Source organism: Pseudomonas putida (assembly GCF_022627325.1).
Taxonomy (GTDB): domain Bacteria; phylum Pseudomonadota; class Gammaproteobacteria; order Pseudomonadales; family Pseudomonadaceae; genus Aquipseudomonas; species Aquipseudomonas putida_X.
The window spans coordinates 150,354-167,913 of record NZ_JAETZZ010000003.1 but is presented as its reverse complement, the minus strand read 5'-3'; the positions used below and the strand labels follow the sequence as shown (position 1 = coordinate 167,913).

Annotated in this window: 14 protein-coding genes and 1 pseudogene; 9 read left to right on the top strand and 6 right to left on the bottom strand. The window is 61.1% G+C overall.

The annotated features are described in order from the left end of the window. Positions 1–12 precede the first annotated feature (12 nt). A complete protein-coding gene (gene thiE, locus JNA92_RS06475) occupies positions 13–636 on the bottom strand; it encodes a thiamine phosphate synthase (protein ID WP_241803929.1) in 624 nt (207 codons plus the stop codon). Between the two features lie 14 nt (positions 637–650). Then, on the bottom strand, positions 651–1,448 hold the full coding sequence (locus JNA92_RS06470; RefSeq protein ID WP_241804121.1) for a hydroxymethylpyrimidine/phosphomethylpyrimidine kinase: 798 nt from the start codon (positions 1,446–1,448) through the stop codon (positions 651–653). Between the two features lie 265 nt (positions 1,449–1,713). On the opposite strand from JNA92_RS06470, the gene JNA92_RS06465 reads away from it, so the two are divergent. The 4 genes from JNA92_RS06465 (at position 1,714) to JNA92_RS06450 (ending at position 7,709) form a co-directional block, all read left to right on the top strand. Next, positions 1,714–3,705, top strand: a complete 1,992-nt coding sequence (locus JNA92_RS06465; protein ID WP_241803928.1) for a sensor histidine kinase — start codon at positions 1,714–1,716, stop codon at positions 3,703–3,705. Between the two features lie 183 nt (positions 3,706–3,888). Then, positions 3,889–5,541, top strand: coding sequence for an acyl-CoA dehydrogenase family protein (locus JNA92_RS06460; protein ID WP_241803927.1), 1,653 nt, complete (start codon positions 3,889–3,891; stop codon positions 5,539–5,541). 68 nt (positions 5,542–5,609) lie between these two features. Next, entirely contained in the window at positions 5,610–7,073 is a 1,464-nt protein-coding gene (gene amn, locus JNA92_RS06455; RefSeq protein WP_241803926.1) for an AMP nucleosidase, read from the top strand. Positions 7,074–7,079: 6 nt separating this feature from the next. Beyond that, a complete protein-coding gene (locus JNA92_RS06450; RefSeq protein WP_241803925.1) occupies positions 7,080–7,709 on the top strand; it encodes a pseudouridine synthase in 630 nt (209 codons plus the stop codon). A 100-nt stretch (positions 7,710–7,809) separates the two neighbouring features. Here the strand turns inward: JNA92_RS06450 and JNA92_RS06445 are convergent, their stop codons facing one another. Further along, a complete protein-coding gene (locus tag JNA92_RS06445) occupies positions 7,810–8,013 on the bottom strand; it encodes a DUF2788 domain-containing protein (protein WP_241803924.1) in 204 nt (67 codons plus the stop codon). A gap of 30 nt (positions 8,014–8,043) precedes the next feature. After that, complete coding sequence (locus JNA92_RS06440) at positions 8,044–8,520, bottom strand: Lrp/AsnC family transcriptional regulator (protein ID WP_241803923.1); 477 nt, start codon at positions 8,518–8,520, stop codon at positions 8,044–8,046. 394 nt (positions 8,521–8,914) lie between these two features. Here JNA92_RS06440 and JNA92_RS06435 point away from each other — a divergent pair, with 394 nt between their 5' ends. Further along, a complete protein-coding gene (locus JNA92_RS06435) occupies positions 8,915–9,754 on the top strand; it encodes a DUF6515 family protein (RefSeq protein WP_241803922.1) in 840 nt (279 codons plus the stop codon). Positions 9,755–9,757: 3 nt separating this feature from the next. Here JNA92_RS06435 and JNA92_RS06430 read toward each other — a convergent pair whose 3' ends face one another. Both JNA92_RS06430 and JNA92_RS06425 read right to left on the bottom strand, forming a co-directional pair. Next, positions 9,758–10,627 (bottom strand): cation diffusion facilitator family transporter, encoded by an 870-nt coding sequence (locus tag JNA92_RS06430; RefSeq protein ID WP_241803921.1) that lies wholly within the window; start codon positions 10,625–10,627, stop codon positions 9,758–9,760. 25 nt (positions 10,628–10,652) lie between these two features. After that, the gene (locus tag JNA92_RS06425) at positions 10,653–11,072 is read right to left on the bottom strand and encodes a polyribonucleotide nucleotidyltransferase (protein WP_241803920.1); all 420 of its coding nucleotides are present in this window, start codon (positions 11,070–11,072) and stop codon (positions 10,653–10,655) included. Positions 11,073–11,188: 116 nt separating this feature from the next. On the opposite strand from JNA92_RS06425, the pseudogene JNA92_RS06420 reads away from it, so the two are divergent. The 4 genes and pseudogenes from JNA92_RS06420 to JNA92_RS06405 all read left to right on the top strand — a co-directional run. Continuing rightward, a pseudogene (locus tag JNA92_RS06420) lies at positions 11,189–11,581 on the top strand (DEAD/DEAH box helicase); the annotation flags it as partial. 310 nt (positions 11,582–11,891) lie between these two features. Beyond that, the gene (locus JNA92_RS06415; protein ID WP_241803919.1) at positions 11,892–13,571 is read left to right on the top strand and encodes a hypothetical protein; all 1,680 of its coding nucleotides are present in this window, start codon (positions 11,892–11,894) and stop codon (positions 13,569–13,571) included. A 137-nt stretch (positions 13,572–13,708) separates the two neighbouring features. Further along, complete coding sequence (gene hrpB / locus JNA92_RS06410) at positions 13,709–16,243, top strand: ATP-dependent helicase HrpB (RefSeq protein ID WP_241803918.1); 2,535 nt, start codon at positions 13,709–13,711, stop codon at positions 16,241–16,243. A gap of 185 nt (positions 16,244–16,428) precedes the next feature. Continuing rightward, the gene (locus tag JNA92_RS06405) at positions 16,429–17,556 is read left to right on the top strand and encodes a YiiX/YebB-like N1pC/P60 family cysteine hydrolase (protein WP_241803917.1); all 1,128 of its coding nucleotides are present in this window, start codon (positions 16,429–16,431) and stop codon (positions 17,554–17,556) included. Positions 17,557–17,560: the final 4 nt, after the last annotated feature.

The following is a 17,560-nucleotide window of genomic DNA, read 5'->3' as shown; positions in this document are numbered from 1 at the left end:
CTTCTCTTGAAATCAGGAAGCGAACAGGGCGTTGAAGGCGCGGGCGCGGCGGGTGACTTCCTGCGCGCTGTCGGCACCGAACAGGCCATGGATCACCGCCAGCAGGTCGGCACCGTGGGCGACCAGAGGGGCGGCGTTGTCGAGGGTGATGCCGCCGATCACGGCGATCGGCAGTTTGACCTGGGCCCGGGCCTGCGCCAGCAGGCCAACATCGGCGGCGGGTGCACCGGGCTTGGTCACGGAATTGAAGAAACGGCCAAAGGCAACGTAACTGGCGCCTTCGCTGGCGGCCTGGGCGGCCAGGTCGAGGCTGGCGTGGCAGGTCGAGCCAATGATGGCCTGACGGCCCAGCAGGGCACGGGCCGGGGTCAAGGGGCCGTCGGTCTGCCCCAGGTGCACACCGACGCCCAGGCGCGCCGCCAGTTCGGCATCGTCGTTGATGACCAGCTCGGTGCCGTAGCGTTCGCAGAGCTTGAGCAATGCTTGGGCTTCACGCAGTCGGCGGCCGTCATCATCGCTTTTATCGCGGTACTGCAGCAGGCGCACGCCGCCTTCCAGTGCCGCCTCGACATGGGACAGGAAACGGCCGGCGAGCAGCTGGCTGTCGGTGATTGCATACAGACCGCGTAGCTTCATCAGAAAGCCTCGTATCAGGAGCAGAAATCCAGGGGCAGACGGCGCGGGACGAACTGGCCCTTGCCCAGCTGCTCGGCGTCACGCAGGGTGCGCCAGGTGTAGTCGAGGGCACTGCGCACTGCGCTTTGCAGGTGTTCGCCCAAGGCCAGGCGGCCGGCCAACGTGCTGGCCAGGGTACAGCCCGAGCCGTGGTAGCTGCCAGGCAGGCGCTGGCAGGTCCAGGTATGACGCTGGCCATCGCGGCTGTACAGGCGGTTGTGGATTTCTTCTTCGTCGCCGTGGCCACCGGTGATCAGCAGGTGTTTACAGAACGGCAGCAATTTTTCGGCGCACTCGTCGGCGCTACCGTCAGGCAGCTCGGCAAGGATGCGTGCCTCGGGCAGGTTCGGTGTGGCAATGGCGGCCAGCGGCAACAGGCGCTCGCGCACGGCATAGCCGACCTCGTCCTTGCCCAGCCGGCCACCGCCACCGGCGCGCAGCACCGGGTCGCAGACCACCGGCAGGTGTGGGTGGGCAATGAGCAGTTCGGCGACGGTATCGACCATTTCGATCGAGCCGAGCATGCCCAGCTTGACCGCGGCGACCGTGGAGTCGGCCAGTACGGCATTGGCCTGGGCCAGCACCCACTCACGGTCGAGCACGCGGAAGTCGGAAACGTTGACGGTATCCTGTACGGTCAGGGCGGTTACCGCGGGTGCGGCATGACAGCCTTGGGCGATCAGGGCTTCGATATCTGCCTGCAAGCCGGCACCGCCACTTGGGTCGTGGCCGGAGAGACAGAGGACAACGGGGCGGGAGCTGTAGGTATTCATGGTCGGCGAGCTTACCACCAAACCCATTTGTACGGATCGTCCTACAAACGGATTTTGTTGATCGATAGGTCAGCTTTCGGCTTCTTCATGGCCTGAAAGTATCGATCTAGAGCCTTTTTAGCCTAAATCAAGATGGCCCGTTGCCAGCCTTCAAAGCTATGCTAGAGTGCTCGGATAACTCGATAAACGGGCTTTGCCGGAATTCGTCGTCTCATAGGGATAGGGGGCCATTGCGACGTGTCCGGGCACGCCATGCTGGGGCCGTATGCGCTATTTGCTGATTTTGCTTCTGGGCTGCTTGCCCGTGATGGCCACTGCGGTCGATTTCGACGACTCCACCCGGTACCTGTCGCTGGGCAGCACCATGCAGGTCTATGAAGACCGCAATGGCAGCGCCAGCATCGCTCAGGTTACCGCGCCCACCTTCGCCAACCGTTTTCGCCCACACCATGAACACGTGCTGAACGCCGGCTATTCGACTTCGGTGTTCTGGCTCAAGGTCGGTTTGCGCTACCTGGCCTCGGCGAACGCCGCACCGCGCCAATGGTTGCTGGAGCTGGCGTACCCGCCGCTGGATCACCTCGAGCTCTATCTGCCGGGTGCCGATGGTACCTACCGCCTGGCACAGCGTACCGGCGATGCCTTGCCCTACGCCAGCCGTCAGATCCTCCAGAACAACTACCTGTTCGAACTGCCGCTGCAGCCCAACCAGGCAACCACCCTGTACCTGCGCCTGCACAGCCAAGGCTCGGTACAGGCGCCATTGGCGTTGTGGTCTGCCGAGGCCTACATGGAAGAGCAGCCCACTCGCCTGTATATGCTGGGGATGATCTACGGGGTCTTGCTGGTGATGCTGGTGTACAACCTGTTCATCTTCCTCAGCGTGCGGGACGTCAGTTACCTCTATTACATCCTCTATATTGCCTCGTTCGGCCTCTACCAGGTGTCGGTCAACGGCGCAGGGGTGGCGTACTTCTGGCCGGACAGCCCCTGGTGGGCGAATGCCGCCACGCCGTTGTTCATCGGTGCGGCCGGCTTGTTCGGTTGCCAGTTCGCCCGCCACTTCCTGCGCCTGGGCACGATCAGCCGAGGGTTCGACCGCCTGCTGCAGTTATTGATGCTCGGGGCAGTGCTGGTGATGCTGCTGGCGGTGAGCATGCCCTATGGCATCGCCTTGCGTATGGCCACGGTACTGGCCCTGCTGTTCACCGTCAGCATTTTCGCCGCTGGGCTCTATGCCTGGGTGCGCGGCCTGCGGGTGGCGCGCTGGTTCATCATTGCCTGGACGGCGTTCCTGCTGGGCGGGCTGGTCAATACCCTGATGGTGCTGGGTTACCTGCCCAATGTGTTCCTGACCATGTATGCCAGCCAGCTCGGTGCGGCGCTGGAAGTGGCGTTGCTGTCCCTGGCGCTGGCCGATCGTATCAACAGCATGCGCGAGCAGCAGGCACAGACCCTGCGTGATACCGGGCGCACGCTGGAACAACTGAACCAGCAGTTGGCCAGGAGCAACCATCTGAAGGATGAGTTCCTCGCCACGATCACCCACGAACTGCGCACCCCGATGAACGGTGTGATCGGCTCGCTGGAGCTGATGCACACCTTGCCGCTGAGCGCCGAGATGGCCCAGTACCACCGCACGGCGGTGGGCTCTGCGCAGAACATGATGGACATGGTCGACGATATTCTCACCCTCACCGAGTTGCAGGCAGGTCGCCTGCGCGTGCAGGCGGCGCCGTTCAGCTTGCGGCGCATGCTCCAGGAGCTGCGGGCCGGCTATGCCGGAACGGCGCTGGGCAAGGGGCTGTACCTGAGCCTGGACATCCCCGCCGAGCTGCCGGACGAACTGCTGGGCGATGCGCACAAACTGTCGCGTTGCCTGGGGTGCCTGGTGGACAACGGCCTCAAGTTCACCCACCAGGGTGGGGTGATGATCCAGGTGCGTGGCCGTCGTCTTGGGCCGGGCAGCCTGGCGCTGACCTTCACCGTCAGTGACAGCGGTATCGGCTTCGATGACCTGGACCAGGCGATCCTGTATCAGCGCTTCTTCCAGGTCGATGGCTCGATGACCCGTCGATATGGCGGGTTGGGCATTGGCCTGTCGATCTGCCGGCAGATGGGCGAGGTGCTGGGCGGCCAGCTGGTGCATGAGTCTACGCGGGGGCTGGGTAGCCGGTTCGAGTTGAGCCTGGAAGTGGCGATAGCGCAGGTGCAGATCCCGGCGGGGAGGGCGGTGTCGGGCAGTTCACGGCTCTGATGGCACAACGGTGTAGCCCCTGCCAGGGGTTGCACTGCGCCCTCTGCTCGGCCCGCCCACAGCTGACCGGGTGACCCTGCGGGCAATTCAAATCACACGTTTAGTCACTATTGTCACTTTGTCTGCCCAGCAGTGAGTGCTTCACTGGACTTCTCAGCCCTACACGGCCTCCAGGAGCTCCCCATGAACCTGCACCAGTACGCTGAAACCCACGAAGTCACCAACCAGCCGCCATCGCTCGACGGTGCCAACCTGTACCGCCTGGACCTGCCCCTGCAGGAGTGGTCGCGGCGTTTCGGGGCCGGCTGGGCCGAATCGCGGATCGATGCCTATGGTGCCTTGGCCGGTGGGCCGCTGATGGCCGCGGGCTTTCTGGCCAACGCGAACAAACCGGTGTTCAGCAGCCATGACCGCTATGGTCACCGCATCGACCTGGTTGAGTTCCACCCCGCCTACCACGAGCTGATGCGCACGGCCGTCGAGCACGGCCTGCCCGCGTTACCCTGGGCCGAGCCGCGCCCCGGTGCCCATGTAGCCCGGGCATCGATGACTTACCTGCACAGCCAGGCAGAGGCCGGTACCGGTTGCCCGCTGACCATGACCTTTGCCGCTGTGCCGGCGCTCAGGCTACAGCCTGAGCTGGCCGAGTACTGGTTGCCGAAGGTTCTCGCCCGCGAATACGACCCGCGCAACGTCGGCGATCGCCACAAGGCGGGCGTGACCATCGGCATGGCCATGACAGAAAAGCAGGGCGGTACCGATGTGCGCGCCAACACCACCCGCGCCTATCCTGTCGGCAGCCCGGGGCCGGGTCAGGCCTACGAGCTGGTTGGGCATAAATGGTTCTGCTCGGCGCCAATGTGTGACGCCTTCCTGACACTGGCGCAGACCGACAAAGGCTTGAGCTGTTTCCTGTTGCCACGCCACCGCCCGGATGACAGCCGTAACCAGTTCTACATCCAGCGCCTGAAGAACAAGCTTGGCAACAGCTCCAATGCTTCCAGCGAAGTGGAGTTTCGGGGCGCGCTGGCCTGGATGGTCGGCGAGGAGGGCCGGGGCGTGCCGACCATCATCGAGATGGTGGCCATGACCCGCTTCGACTGCATGGTCGGCTCAAGCGCCCTGATGCGCCAGGCCTTGACCCAGGCCACCCACCACTGCGCACACCGCAAGGTCGGCGGCCGGGTGCTGAGCGAGCAGCCACTGATGCAGAACGTGCTGGCCGACCTGGCGCTGGAAAGCGAAGCGGCCCTGGCCCTGAGCCTGCGCATGGGGCAAGCGCTGGAGCAACTCGATGACCCGCAGCAGGCGCACTTCGCCCGGTTGGTCACGGCGGTGGGCAAGTACTGGATCTGCAAGCGCGCGCCGGCGATGATCAACGAAGCTGCCGAGTGCCTGGGCGGTGCCGGTTATGTCGAGGACAGCATCCTGCCGCGCCTGTACCGCGAAGCACCGGTCAATTCCACCTGGGAGGGCTCAGGCAACGTCCAGTGCCTGGATGTGCTGCGGGCACTGTCCAAGGAGCCGGGTGTGCTCGATGCGCTGTTCGCTGAACTGGGCGATGGCCATGGCGATCCACGGCTGGCCGCGCACATCGGCAACCTCAAGGGTGCGTTCACCGATACGAATGACATCCAGTATCGCGCCCGGCAGCTGACCGAGGACATCGCCCTGGCGCTGCAGGCCAAGCTGTTGCTGGAGGCGGGCAACAGCTCTGTCAGCGATGCCTTCATCGGCAGCCGGCTGGCCGGCGGCGGCCGCGTTTACGGGGCGTTGCCGCGGGGCGCCGATGTTCAGGCACTGGTTGCACGGGCCACGCCTGGCTGGCCCGGCTGACAGGGGATGTTTTTACTGGCGAAGGCAGGCAAGATGGCTGACATGCATGTCCAGACAGGAAGCACAGTGTGAGCCAAGCCTTTGTAGTCGTTGATACCCCCGAACAGGCCGTCGACCGTCTGGCGGCCTTGCATGAACAGGCCACCGGGGCCCTCAGCCAGGCCCTCAAGCGTTACCTGAAAGACCGCACCGAGCCGGACGCCGACGAGCGCGCCGTCTACCGCTACCCGGCGTTGCGCCTGACCTACTACAGCCACGGCGAAGTCGCCGCCACCACCCGTGCCTATGCCAAGGTGCAGGTGGCGGGCACCTACAGCGTCACGGTCACCCAGCCTGCGGCATTTCGGGGTTATCTGCTCGAGCAGTTGCGCCCCTTGATGCAGGACTACACCGTGACCGTCGAGGTCGGTGTCAGCGAACAGAACATCCCGTACCCCTACGTGGTCGACCAGGGCGATGAGCTGGCGGGCAGCGGCATCACTGCCGCCGAGCTGGCGCGGGTATTCCCCAGCACCGACCTGTCTGCCGCCACTGACGACATCGCCGACGGGTTGTGCGACTGGGGCAGTGCCCAGACCCTGCCGCTGGCGCTGTTCGACGCTGCCCGCGTGGACTTCTCGCTGCGCCGCCTGGTGCACTACACCGGCAGCGACTGGCGCCATGTGCAGCCGTGGATCCTGCTGACCAACTACCACCGTTATGTCGACCAGTTCATCAGCCATGGCCTTGAACAGCTGCGTGACGACCCGCGCTTCGTACGCATGGTGCTGCCGGGCAACGTGTCGATCGAAAAAGGCATGGACCACGGTGAGGCGCAGGCCCTGGTGGCCAGCGTGGTCTGGCACCGCTATCAGATGCCGGCGTATCACCTGATCGCCGCTGACGGTGACGGCGTCACCCTGGTCAACATCGGTGTCGGCCCGTCCAACGCCAAGAACATCACCGACCACCTGGCCGTGCTGCGTCCACACTGCTGGCTGATGATCGGCCACTGCGGGGGCCTGCGCCAGTCGCAGACCATCGGTGACTATGTGCTGGCGCACGCTTACATGCGCCGCGACGGTATTCTTGACCGGGTGGTGCCGCCGAACATCCCCATCCCGGCCCTGGCTGAGGTGCAGCTGGCGCTGCAGGAGGCGGCAGCCCAGGTGACCGGCGAGCGTGGCGAGGAGTTGAAGAAGCGCCTGCGCACCGGCACCGTACTGACCTACGACGATCGTAACTGGGAGCTGCGCTGGGCCCAGGAACGGCCACTGATCAACCTGTCGCGAGCGGTGGCAGTAGACATGGAGAGCGGTACCATCGCCGCCCAGGGGTATCGCCTGCGGGTGCCATACGGCACCTTGCTGTGCGTGTCCGACAAACCGCTGCACAGCGAAATCAAGCTGCCCGGTTCGGCCAATGCCTTCTATAACCGCGCGGTCAGCCAGCACTTGAAGATCGGCATTGCCGCCCTCGACCTGCTGCGCACCGAGCTCAACTCGCTGCACTCGCGTAAACTGCGCAGCTTCGATGAGCCGCCGTTCCGCTGAGGATCCATGCCACTGCCACCCCGTTCCAAGCCGCGCCACCCCAAGGCGCGGCCCGCCGGCCCAAGGCGCCAGCCCAAGGCACCGCCGGCTGAGCCTCGCCTGGTGCTGTTCAACAAGCCGTTCGATGTGCTGACCCAGTTCAGCGACGGCGATGGCCGTGCCACGCTCAAGGATTACGTCGATATCCCTGGCATTTACCCGGCCGGTCGGCTGGACCGTGACAGTGAAGGGTTGCTGCTGCTGACCAACGACGGCGGTTTGCAGGCCCGCATCGCCGACCCCAAGCACAAGCTGGCTAAGACGTACTGGGTGCAGGTGGAAGGCGAGCCCAGCGATGAGCAGCTAAAGCGGTTGCGCGAGGGTGTAGAGCTCAATGACGGGCCGACCTTGCCGGCCGAAGCTCGGCGCCTGGATGAGCCAGAACTGTGGCCGCGCAACCCGCCGGTCCGCTTTCGCAAGAGCGTGCCGACAAGTTGGCTGGAGCTGGTGATTCGCGAGGGGCGTAACCGCCAGGTGCGGCGCATGACAGCGGCGGTGGGCTTGCCGACTTTGCGCCTGGTGCGTGTGCGGATCGGTGACTGGGCGCTGGATGGGCTGGAGCAGGGGTGTTGGCGCGAGGTGCCGGCCAAGCTGTAACGCTCGCTGGCGTCATCGCCGGCAAGAGGGCCCTGCAGAACATGCGCAGGCCTTGGCATCCATGGGCGCCAGCTTGCCGGTGATGAAGCTTGGGAGGGCGCTACACCCCTTCCAGAATCCCCACGACCACGGTCTTGATGATAAAGGCCAGCACCCCCAGCCCCAGCACGAAGAACAAGATCATCGTGCCAAACCGCCCGGCCTTGGATTTTTTTGCCAGGTCCCAAACGATGAAACCCATGAAACCGATCAACACGGTGACCAGGGTGATCATCATCCACTCTTCGAATACAGCCGGATCCATCAGTGTTCTCCAGGCAGGCTCAACAGCCAATCAACGAAGGTGGGTCAGGGGCAGTTCGGTGCTCGCCAGCACCTGATTGAGCACGAAGCTCGAGCGCACGCTGGTGACGCCTTCGATGCGGGTCAGGCTGCCCAGGAGCAGCTTCTGGTAGTGATCCATGTCCGGTACCACCACCTTTAGCTGATAGTCGGCATCCATGCCGGTGACAAGGCTGCATTCGAGCACCTGTGGCAAGTTTCGGATGGCCGCCTCGAAGGCCTCGAAACGCTCCGGGGTGTGCCGGTCCATGCCGATCAGCACGTAAGCCGTCAGGCTCAGGCCGAGCTTTTTCCGGTCTAGCAGGGCGACTTGCCGCGAGATATAGCCGTCGTCTTCCAGTTGCTTGACCCGACGCGAGCAGGGGGAGGGCGACAGGCCAATACGTTCGGCCAGCTCCTGGTTGGAAATGCGCGCATCGCGCTGCAATTCGGCGAGGATGCTCAGGTCGTAGCGGTCAAGCTTGCTCATGGAAAAGGCCTTTTCTGATCGGATTGCGGTGAATTATCGATCCAGGGTTAAAAATTGCGCAAGTGCTATTTATCTGAGCAATCTTCGCAATCCGCTGCCGCCGCCTGTCACGTATCTTTATCAACAGAATCACTGCCCGGACATCAGTCCACGGCGACGCGCCCTAAGCGGGCGGTCGCGGCCAGCCATCCAACAGGATCCGCCAGGCCCCCGGGCTACGTACCTCCACAAGAGCGTATGAGGTGAGCCGGCGCCACAAGTGCCGAGCACGGACGACAATTCTCAAAGGGAGGCCACAAGGCCTCCCTTTTTTCATGGCCGCGATTTCATCTGTTTGTCCGTTACAGGCGCGGTAGACTGGCAGCGTGCCGTTATCTTTACCGTGAGGAACAACATGAAGTCGCGCATCTGGCAGTTGGCAGGTGTTGGTTTGCTTGGCGTGAGCATCTGTCTGGGGGCGCAGGCCCAAGGCCCTGACGATGGGCATGGTGGCAATGGCCGGCAGGATCCCAACGGCAGTTACGAAGGCCGTTCGCCGCTCAACTCGCGCGATGAAGTGCATCAGACCCAGCCCGCCCGCCAGGGCTACTATCAGGATATTCCCCGGCGCAATGCCGATTACCGGCACTGGGAGGCCGGCGGCCCTGGGCAACGGCCGGGTGGCGACTGGCAGGGGCGGCCGGATGGCCATGGCAATGGTTGGGGGCCGGGGCCGCAATACCGCCCTGGGCACAGAGTCGACCGTTTCCCGGACCGCTACTGGAAAGTGCCGTACCGTGGGCAGGACTATTTCTACTCAGGCGGTTACTGGTACCGACCGCAGGGCGGCAGCTACATCGTGGTCGCCCCGCCTTACGGGGTGCGGGTCGGCTACCTGCCCTCCTATGCACGTGAAGTGTGGGTCGGGGGTGCCCTGCTTTTCCTGGTTGCCGATACGTATTACCAGTACCTGGCAGACAGCCGCGAGTACGTAGTGGTCAGCCCCCCTGCCGTCGCGCCGGCCCCGGTGGCGCAAGCCCCTTCAGGCACTGCATACGATGTGGTGGCCTACCCAATGCACGGGCAAGGCCAGGAGCAACAGGACCAGGACCGCTACCAGTGCCATCGGTGGGCGGTGAGCGAGTCCAACTTCGACCCCGCCACCGCACCCAGCGCACCCCCGGCCAACGTTGCAGACCACTATCGGCGGGCGCTGGGGGCCTGTTTCAGCGGCCGGGGCTACAGCATCAATTGACCTTCAGACGGGGTCGGCATGCACCATCACATCCGCCTGTGGATAACGCTGGCGGATGACCTCGGAAGCCTGTACGCACAGGGCATGTGCTTCGTGCAACGGCAACTGCCCTGGCAGTTCAAGATGCAGTTGCACGAACCACTGATTGCCCGACACCCTGGTGCGCAGGTCATGCACACCCTTGACCCCGGCAATGCCCAGCACCAGTTCGACCATGCCCTCGCCGATGTCGCCGGGCAGTTCCTTGTCCATCAGGATTGCCGTGCTTTCCCGGGCGATCTGCAGTGCACTCCACAGGATGTAAAGCGCGATACCCAGGCCAAACAGCGCGTCCAGTTGCGGCCAGCCGTAACGCGCCAGCAGCAAGGCCAGCAGGATGCTGCCATTGAGCAGCAGGTCAGAGCGATAATGCAGCGAGTCAGCACGCACCGCCGTTGAGCCTGTCACGCGAATGACCTTGCGTTGCAGCGCCAGCAAAGCGAGCGTCAGTACCAACGACAGCAGCATCACGCCGATGCCGATGGCGGTATCACCCAAGGGTTGTGGCGATTGCAGACGCTCGACGGCCTGAACCCCGATCAGTACCGCACTCACACCGATGAACACGGCCTGGGCCATGCCTGCCAAGGCCTCTGCCTTGCCGTGGCCGAAGCGATGGTCATCGTCAGCCGGGCGCAGCGCATAGTGCACCGCGAGCAGGTTGAGGAACGAGGCGACCGCGTCCAGCGCCGAATCGGTCAGCCCGGCCAGCAAGCTGACCGAGCCACTAAGCCACCAGGCCACGGCCTTGCTCAGCACCAGGATGCTGGCCACCGCGAGCGACGCGCGGGTGGCCAGGCGTAGCAGGCGCTCGTTTTCGGCGGAGGTGATCATGCCGTGGGGGGCTTCCTTGCAGGTTTCAGGCTGCCGGCACCAGGCCGAACGCTGCCAGTTGCTCGACGCTGCCGCGATGCTGGATCAACCGTGGGTCGTCCAGCGGCAGGCGCTGGCCCAGTTCGCTTTCGAGAATGGCTTGCAGCTTGAGGTTGTCGACCTTGCCATCGGGCTTGATGGCCTCGCGCAGTTTCTCTGGCGCTACCTGTGCCGTGGTGCCCCCGGGGTAATAGATGGCGCCGGTGGCGAAGTCGACACCGAAGGCAATCAGGCCTGGGATCACGTAGAACAGAATACCGATGGCATCGAGGGCGACGATTACCGGGTCGACCTTGCCTTCGATCTGCCCGCGGCGATCAGGGTAGAACAGCGTGCCACAGGCCGTCAGCTGGGTCAGCAAGGTGGCGATGAGGGCGCCACCGATGACGCGGGATGGGATGCGCATTTGAATCTCCGAAGAAAGTTGCCACAAGGTGGACGATACGCCGGCACCTGATGCTAAGACCATGATAGAGCAGGCTGGGTTCGCCGTTATACTCGCCAGACTGTTCGAGGACCACCATGATTTCTTTACCAATCGATGCTGCCCTGCCAGCTTTGCGCCACGCCCTGGAAAACCGTCACGAAGCGGTGCTCGAGGCCCCGCCCGGCGCCGGCAAGACCACCCGTGTGCCGCTGGCGCTGTTGAATGAAACCTGGCTGGCCGGGCAGACCATCGTGATGCTGGAACCCCGCCGCCTGGCCGCACGCGCGGCGGCCGAACGGCTGGCCAGCGAGCTGGGTGAAAAAGTCGGCGAAACCGTGGGCTACCGCATTCGCCTGGACAGCAAGGTCGGGCCCGGTACGCGTATCGAGGTGGTCACCGAAGGTATCCTGACCCGCCGGTTGCAGGCAGACCCTGCGCTGGAGGGTGTCGGGCTGCTGATCTTCGACGAGTTTCACGTTTTGTCACTTTCACTGAAAAAACCTAATTTCTTGTCAAAACGCAGGGCATTCCTCTCCCTCCTCTGAGCTCCATCCAGGACATCTCTCTAGGGTCTTCTTCCTCCGATTCCCTCTCAAAGCAACCTCGGTGCGATCTCACATCCCACCGCCGGTAGGGTGCCACGATCTCAAACCCGACCCACTTACTAACGTCGACTAGAGCCCTCCCGACGCCCTTCTAAGCGATCCCATCGATCAACACCATCGCCCCTGCAACCATCGCAATCCGCTCCATTTCCAAGCATCATCAGCACATCCAAATTCATCACCGGGACAGTGCATGAGCGGGCCGAAATCCAAGTCGAAAACCAGCGCAAAGAAGAAAGCAGCAGTTGCTCCAAAGCGCGACAACTTCAATTCTTTGACATGGCATAAGCTTCGTGACAGTGCTGGAAACGTATGCTCTTTTCCTGGTTGCCATGTACACACCCATGGTGCGAGCTCAGACGGAGAGGGTACTGTAGGTATTGGTGTCGCATGCCACATCAAAGCTGCTGCACCAGGTGGCCCACGTTACGATGAGCACCAGACCAAGGATCAACGCAAGCATTTCGATAACGGCATCTGGATGTGCCAGACCCACTCGAAACTGATTGACGCTGACGACTCGGCTTACAGTGTCGAGACGTTGGTCGAGTGGAAGCAAAAAGCTGAAGCACGATCCAACAGCCTCATCAACCAAAAGAGCTTCACAGAGAGTGAAGTGAAGGCTGCTGTGGAAGAGGGAAATGTCTCGGTGCTGCAGCGATGGGTGAACAAGGGTAACGATCCTTTCGAAACCCCCATAGCGGAAGTGTTTGAGGGGTATGAGTCCGGACTAGCGTCTCTCGACCCAAGATTCAACGTACAGGTCGACAAAGTAGGAAAGAGCTACCATCACTTCATCAGCGCTGCGCAAGAAAATGTAAGTCTGCAACTAATCCTAAAGGATCTGGACAAGTTGGAGGGTTTCTGGGAGGCCGAAAGAGCGCTGTTTGAAGAAGGGCGGCAGCTGGAGATCCCCGGAGCGCATTTCAAGTTTGAAGGTTCCAAGCTGTTCGACGCTATTCATCAAAGAGCTCATCGCTCAGGGCAGGGTGTGCTTACTATGGGGGCACCGAAGCGAGCGCTAACAGCCAATCTTTACGTCCGCAGCCCTGATGGACACGAGCGCGCAATCGATAGATTCACTTGTTACTACACCTCAGGCAGCGTGCGGACTGTTTTTAACGGGACGGCGTTGGGCGGTTTCTTTGCCGTCATAGCGACATGCGCTCATGACGGGAGTGATACGAAGTTCGATCTGACCTTTAACGTGGACGCTTGGCGCGACAAGAACATTCGTGACCTGCCTGGTTTCTCCCGTTTGGCCAGGGCTGCACAAAACCTTGGAAAAGGGCGTTTGGTAGTCGAGATCGAAGTCGGCAATAACGTCGCTTCTTTTGACACCAAGAGCAGCCCCATCAATGAGGAATATCACGATCAGTTGCGTTGGTTGATCGAGTATCTGGATTTGGCTCGCAAGGTGGCAGAGCACTGCAGTGAGCCTATTCTACTGAAGAAGATCGACTTTGACGCCGAGGTCTACACGGCACTTCGGAAGTACGCGAGGTTGATCAGTGGGCCGGTGGTGAGCACGCGCAAGCCTGGTTGGCTGTGCGGTGGTTCGTTTACTTACTTCGAGGGGTGTGATCTTTCAACTTTTGAGTCGACTGGCGTACCTCCAGTGATCAAGCTTGCGCAGAAGGACACAATGACCTTTGAGCTCTTCGGTCAGGCGATCACTGCCCCACGAGTGGAGACGATTTACACCGACGTTGAGTTCTCCTTGTTCACTGATCTGGATGATCGCGAGAAGCCGAAAATCGAGCTCTACACGACGGATAACTCAGCTATAACCACGCAGCTTCAGGCAGAGGATTCGTGGATTGTTTACCGGGACGAGAGCGTGCTTGAAGAGCTTAGTTCCTTGAGTAACTAAGTGTGTGCCGATGCCGGTAGAGGCTTTTTCAGCAACTGAAGAATGGCGGGTAGCGGCCCGGCCTAGCCAGCTATCCGCTACCCAGATCCGTCACCTGACGAGCTTTTGTATACTGCGCGTCTATCGCAGGAGTACACATGAGTTCGTTGCCAATAAATGCCGCACTGCCGGCCCTTCTGAAAGCCCTTCAAGAGCGAGATGAAGTGGTGCTCCAAGCACCGCCAGGCGCCGGTAAGACGACTCGCGTCCCGCTCGCTTTGCTCGATGAGCCGTGGCTGCAGGGCCAAACGATCATCATGCTCGAACCACGCCGGCTTGCAGCCCGCGCTGCTGCCGAGCGAATGGCGAACGAGCTAGGTGAGAAGGTCGGTGAGACCGTTGGCTATCGGATTCGCCTGGATGGCAAGGTCGGGCCAAAGACGCGAATCGAAGTAGTCACTGAAGGTATCCTTACGCGCCGACTGCAGAGCGATCCTGCGCTTGAAGGTGTGGGGCTCGTAATCTTCGACGAATTCCATTTGAGAAACCTAGATGCCGATCTCGCGTTGGCGCTGACGCTCAATGGTCGCGAGCTTTTCAGGGACGATGCACCGCTGAAGGTGCTGCTGATGTCGGCAACGCTGGAAGGTGAACGGTTGTCCCGCCTGCTGGATGACGCACCGATAGTGACGAGCGAAGGACGCATGTTCCCGGTCACTACTATCTGGAGCAAGCCTCAGCAACCTGGCGATGACATCGAGCCACGAGTGATCACGGCATGTCTTGAGGCGCTTGCTGATCAGCCTGGCAGTGTGTTGGTTTTCCTGCCGGGCCAGGCCGAAATCCGTCGAGTCGCGACGGGGTTGGAAGACGCCCTAGCTAACTCTTCGTCACTGTGCCGTGACGTACTTATTTGCCCGCTGCACGGCGAACTCGATCTCAATCAGCAGCGCGCTGCTATTGAGCCTCCTCCGCCCGGAAAGCGCAAAGTGGTGATGGCTACGAACATCGCCGAGACCAGTGTCACAATCGACGGAGTGCGAGTTGTGATCGACGCAGGGCTAGAGCGTGTTCCGCGCTTCGATCCTCGTAGTGGGATGACGCGACTCGATACCCAGCGAATATCCAAGGCTAGTGCAACTCAACGAGCAGGTCGGGCAGGTCGAGTCGAGCCAGGTGTGTGCTATCGACTCTGGTCTGGGACGCAGCATGACCAAATGGCCTCATTCAGCTCGCCTGAAATTCAGCAGGCTGACCTGACGGCCTTGGCGCTTCAACTGGCCAAATGGGGTGTTCAGCCGGGCGACCTAAAGTGGCTTGATGCTCCGCCCGCAGCTGCTTACTCCCAAGCTAAAGACTTGCTTCGGCGCCTTGGCGCATTACAGCCTGATGGGCAACTGACAAAGCACGGCCAGGCCATGGCAGAGCTGCCAAGTCATCCACGGATTGCTCACCTACTGTTGCGAGGACACGAGCTGGGTCTGACTGAGACCGCGTGCAACATCGCAGCATTGCTCGGCGAGCGCGATATTCAGCGCGGTGGCGGTGCAGACCTTCATAGTCGCATGCACATTCTCTCTGGTGAGCAGCGTGCCCAGCGAGGAGAGCAGGGCGGTGCTCAACGCGCTAAGCAACTCGCGAAGCAATATCGATCGTTCTTGCGTGGCGCAGCATTGCAACCTGTCGCTGATCCCGACCACCCAAGGTGGGTGGGCTGCCTGCTAGCTTTGGCTTATCCCGACCGTGTAGCGCAACAGCGTCGTACTGGTGGGGCTGAGTATCGCCTAGCTAATGGTCGTGCAGCGATGTTCACTGATACCGATGCACTGATGAAGCATTCTTGGCTGGTGATCGCCGACTTGGGAAGTCGGCAGGGGCAGCGTGAGGAGCGGATCTATCTGGCTGCCGATCTGGATGAAGCGTTGTTCGACACTGTCCTGCAAGAGCAGGCCACCCAGGTAAATGAACTTGATTGGGATGAGCGTGAGGGTGTGCTCCGCGCCGAGCGGCAGATGAAAGTCGGGGAGTTGATTCTGTCTCGCGCGCCGTTGTCCGACCTGAGCGATGAAGCGCGCGTTCAGGCTTTGCTCAACTACGTTCGCCGGAAGGGGCTGGAGCTCCTTCCGTGGACGGCCGAACTTCGTCAGTGGCAATCAAGGGTGGAGCTGCTGCGTCTGTTGGATGAAGAGTCGGGTAAGCAGAGCGAGTGGCCCGATCTTCGTGATGAAGCTTTGCTAGTGTCGCTCGAGGATTGGCTCGGCCCTTATGTCGGTAAGGTGACTCGGCTTAGTCATTTTGGTCAGCTCGATCTGTCCTCTATCATCCGAAACCTGCTGCCATGGCCCCTTCCGCAGCAGTTGGATGCGCAGGCGCCCCAGACGGTTTTGGTACCGTCCGGGTCGAATATTCGAATCGATTACGGTGAGCGTCCGCCGGTTCTTGCAGTGAGACTGCAGGAGCTTTTCGGGCAAGCTGACACGCCACGCATCGCGAATGGTCGCCAAGTGCTCAAGCTGCATCTTCTTTCGCCTGCTCGTCGCCCGGTACAGGTTACTCAGGATTTGGCGAGTTTTTGGGCGTCGACTTATGCAGAGGTGAAGAAGGATTTGAAGGGTAGATATCCGAAACATTTTTGGCCTGATGATCCTCTCGTTGCTCAAGCCACTGCTCGGGCCAAACCTAGAGGCACATGATCGAGAACCTCGCTGCCATTGGGGATGGCTACAGACGCCACCTTGAAGGGTGGCGTTTTGCCCCCACTTCAATGCGCGGGTGATTAAATTCTCGCATAGGAATTGCAGAATCCTCCTGTCTGGAGGGCGGCTCGCGTTCTGAGATTGCGATCAGGCCAGTCGTTCAACCGCATGAGGCATGGTAAATGGAAGACAAATACACGCTTGAACGCTCACTGCTCAGGCAAGGGGACATCATCCTGACCGCTGAGAATTCAGCAACTAGCAAAGGGATACGAGTGAATACCTTGTCTAGGTATTCGCACGCAGCGATCTGGGTGGGCGGCACAATGATTGAGGCTGTGCCGAGGGGCGTTTTCTCCAAAAGCGGCCAGAGGCTGATGCTCGCAAAAGCTAGCCAGTGCACCGTACTGAGGAGTCGGCGGCCGTTAACTGACCAACAGCTTGAGAAGATCTGCGCGTATGCACGCTCGCAGGTAGGCTCCCTGTACGCGCTGAATGAGGCGATACTCATGCTTCCGAGACGCTGGATGAAGCTCGAGACAACGAAGAAGCAGTTCTGCTCGAGACTGGTCGCGCTTGCCTATGCCGAGATTGATTACGACTTCATAAATCTAAGATCGCCCAGTTACTGCACTCCGGGTCAACTGTCGCGAGTCAAAGCTTTTGAACGCGTTCAAGGGGTGGTTCGCCGAGCAAGCGCGGAGGAGATTGAGTTTGAGAAGACCTTCGACCCTACGCAAAAGAACGCCGAGGATACGTTTGAATGGTTAGCGAAGGTCAGGAAGATGGTTGGCTCTGATCCGGCGCTCAAGGCTGAGTTTGATATTCAGACCATCGGCGATGTTGCTACCTTCCTGCTGCAGAGACCAGAGTACGATGCGAAAGTTGTCAGCTTTCTGCATGAGAATGACTACTTGACTTACTACGACCATGACGTCGGGATCAACAAGCACCGATACAACCCCATCTGGATGACCCAAGTCTTACGTGCGATGCCTGACAAACAGAGCTTCATCGATCAGGAAATCGGCAAAGAGATCAGTCTCATCGAACATCATCCGCAGAACATTTTCAACGGTGTCAGCAACTACCTTGAGACTGGGTTGCGCTTCACGTATGAGCATCTCAAGCTCTACACGAACATTCTCACCGGAGCGTATGTGAGGCTTCAGCACATCGCTATCGCCTGTGAAGCCGTTGGAATGCATAGTGATGCGCAGCGCGCTGAGGAAATGAAGGCCAGCATCGCTCATCCGCTTATGATCGCTGGTCGCGTAATTCGTGATGCGCAGGCAGGTTCTGCGACTTAGACCG